Source organism: Streptomyces ziwulingensis, from assembly GCF_039542605.1.
GTDB lineage: Bacteria > Actinomycetota > Actinomycetes > Streptomycetales > Streptomycetaceae > Streptomyces > Streptomyces ziwulingensis.
On the sequence record NZ_BAABIG010000164.1, the window covers coordinates 1 to 2,761 of the forward strand.

3 protein-coding genes are annotated in these 2,761 nt (G+C 71.4%); all 3 read left to right on the forward strand.

All coding sequences use genetic code 11. The features are described from left to right. Positions 1-104 precede the first annotated feature (104 nt). The 3 genes from ABEB00_RS35945 (at position 105) to ABEB00_RS35955 (ending at position 2,404) form a co-directional block, all read left to right on the forward strand. Positions 105-782 (forward strand): HAD family hydrolase, encoded by a 678-nt coding sequence (locus ABEB00_RS35945; protein ID WP_345624935.1) that lies wholly within the window; start codon positions 105-107, stop codon positions 780-782. 69 nt (positions 783-851) lie between these two features. Beyond that, complete coding sequence (locus ABEB00_RS35950) at positions 852-2,033, forward strand: helix-turn-helix domain-containing protein (RefSeq protein WP_345624936.1); 1,182 nt, start codon at positions 852-854, stop codon at positions 2,031-2,033. A 224-nt stretch (positions 2,034-2,257) separates the two neighbouring features. Next, positions 2,258-2,404 (forward strand): hypothetical protein, encoded by a 147-nt coding sequence (locus ABEB00_RS35955; RefSeq protein ID WP_345624937.1) that lies wholly within the window; start codon positions 2,258-2,260, stop codon positions 2,402-2,404. The last annotated feature ends 357 nt before the right edge of the window (positions 2,405-2,761 follow it).

Below are 2,761 nucleotides of genomic sequence, written 5' to 3' on the forward strand. Positions count from 1 at the left end.
CAAGAGCGGCTCGGGTTTCTACACCTACGGCTGACCTGCCACAACGCGCCGGCCATCTGAACATCCTGGGGGCCGTTTCGTCATGCCCGGGTAGGGTCGGCGCCATGATTCGCGCAGTGATCTTCGACGTCGGCGAGACCCTCGTCCGCGACGACCGCTACTGGGCATCCTGGGCGGACTGGCTCGGCACCCCACGGCATACCGTCTCAGCGCTCGTCGGCGCGGTCGTCGCCCGCGGGCAGGACAACGCAGCCGCTCTCCGCCTCATCCGGCCCGGCATCGACGTTCCAGCCGAGTACGCCGCGCGCGAGGCGGCCGGCTGCGGCGAGCACCTGGACGACAGCGACCTGTACGACGACGTCCGGCCCTCACTCGCCGGGCTGCGGGACCTCGGCGTCCGGGTCGTCATCGCCGGGAATCAGACCGCCCGCGCGGGTGAACTGCTGCGCGGCCTCGACCTGCCGGCCGACGTGGTCGCCACGTCCGGCGAGTGGGGCGTGGCCAAGCCCGATCCGTATTTCTTCCGGAGGGTGGTCGAGGCCGGGCGGGCGACCGCGCGAGAGACGCTGTACGTCGGCGACCACCCCGCCAACGACGTCATGCCCGCCGCGGCGGCCGGGCTGCGCACCGCGCATCTGCGGCGCGGCCCCTGGGGGCACCTGTGGGCCGACGACCCGAGTGTCGTGGCGGCGACGGACTGGCGCATCGACAGCCTCGCCGAGGTGGCCGCGCTCGTCCGTACCCAGACGCAGCGGAACGGCCCCGCCGAGACGACTCGCTAGGGCCGTTCGCTCACCCGCCACGTCACCGCGTGGGTACCGTTCGGAGTGGACGCACCGAACGGAGCCAGTATGCCCAACCTCACCGCGCGCGAGGTGGGCCGGCGCATCGCCACCATCCGCCGCACCCGCCGGATGACACAAGACGCCCTCGCCCGTGCTGCCTTCCTCTCCCTCTCCATGGTCAAAGCCATCGAGCGCGGTGCCCGCGCACCGAGCGACGACACCCTCGACGCCATCGCCGCCGCGCTTTCTGTCGATCCCGGCCACATCGTCACCGGCCACACGCGCACCGACTCCCGCGTCCACACCGCTCTGCCCGCCATCTCTGCGGCGATCGCTGCCTACGACATCCCCGCAGACACCCCGCCGCAGTCGCTGGCCGCACTCGACGCCGCCGTCACGGCACTCACGCAGCGGCGGCTCGGCGCCCAGTACGCCCGCATCGCCGAGCGCGCACCCGGCCTTCTGACGGACTCGCTCGCCGCCCTGCATCAGGCGACCGGCGCCGACCGACTCCGTGCTGCCCAGTTCCTCGCCGCCATCGCGCGATCTGCGGATGCCGTGGCCTACAAATTCGGCGCCCACGACCTCTCCGCCCGCCTCATCGACCTGATGCGCTGGGCCGCCGCCCAGACCGAGGACCGCATCGCTCAGGCCACCGCCGCCTACGTCCGCACCGAGACGTTCTTCGCCGGTGGCGCCCACGCCCAGGGCCTGACCGCGCTGGAGCAGGCCATCGACGCCAGCCCCAGTCCGCTCGGCCGCGCGGCGACCGCCGCCCGCGGCGCCCTGCACATGCGGGCCGCCGTCATCGCGGGGCGCACGGGCGACGTGGCCGCCGCCGACCTCCACCTCCGTGATGCCCGCCGGTTGGGCGCCTCGCTTCCCGAGGCCGCTTACGACGGCACTCAGTTCGGGCCGGACAGCGTGTGCGCCCACGAGGTCTCCGTAGCCGTCAGCCTCGGCCAGGACCACCTGCAGCGAGCGTTCGATGTCGCCGCGGATTGGGAACCGCCCGAGGGCATGCCAGCCGAACGGCAGTCCGGGTTCTGGATCGAGCTGGCCCGCGCACAGGTGTGGGCGGGGCGGCCGGACGACGCGTTCGAGTCGCTGAAGGTGGCCCGGTCGATCGCCCCGCAGCACACCCGCGAGCACCCCTGGGCGCGGGAAGCGGCAGCCACGATCCGCCGGTTGAAACGGGCGGACGCCGAGTCGCTGACGGCTTTCACGGAATGGATCGGCGCAGTCTGAGGGGATACAGGCTGTATCCCTTGTGTCCCTTGCAGCGGCCCATGATCTGACTGTCCACAGCAGACAGTCAGATGGGGGCCAAGATGCGCCGCGCCGAGTTGGTCCACGTTGACGGGCCCGTGAGCATCCCGCGGTTGCCACGCGAAGCCGGCGGCGGGCGTATGAACACTTCCCCGGAGATCCCGGAGCTGGTCAGCCCGCAAGAAGCGCCGACAGAAACGCGGATGAGCCCTGACGGTGCCTGGTGGGAGCTGTGCGGCGGGGTCCTTGAGGACGGGTGGATCGTGTTCCGCGTTCAGGACCCCGAGCCGCACGAACCGCACCCGCGTGGTGAGTGCTGGATGTGCGACGCGTTCGGAGCGAGCGCGTGACCACTACTGAGATCTGGCTCAGGACACACAGGGACGGACCCGCCAACCCCTCAACGTGCCTCGTGTGCGCATCGATCCGAGGCAGTCTCAAAGCGGCCGCGCGCATGAGGGACCCGAAACTGGCACTCGCGGCGCTGGAGGCGGGCCGTGTCCACCTGTATTACGCACACCAGGGGCGAGCGTCGTGATGGTCACCCAACGGCTGGTTGGTCAGCGCGTCACGGACGGCGAACGGGTCGGCGTACTCGCGGCTGTTCACCCGCGCCGGTCCGATCCGGCGCAGCCTTCCCCTTCTCGATGTACGACGGGTACAAGGAACCGCTGTACGCCGCTCCCCCGCTGCTCCAGCGCATGGTC

Bases quoted from the DNA above. Each gene is read 5' to 3' on its own strand.
- ABEB00_RS35945 (WP_345624935.1), top strand. From the start codon at position 105: ATGATTCGCGCAGTGATCTTCGACGTCGGCGAGACCCTCGTCCGCGAC.
- ABEB00_RS35955 (WP_345624937.1), top strand. From the start codon at position 2,258: ATGAGCCCTGACGGTGCCTGGTGGGAGCTGTGCGGCGGGGTCCTTGAG.
- ABEB00_RS35950 (WP_345624936.1), top strand. From the start codon at position 852: ATGCCCAACCTCACCGCGCGCGAGGTGGGCCGGCGCATCGCCACCATC.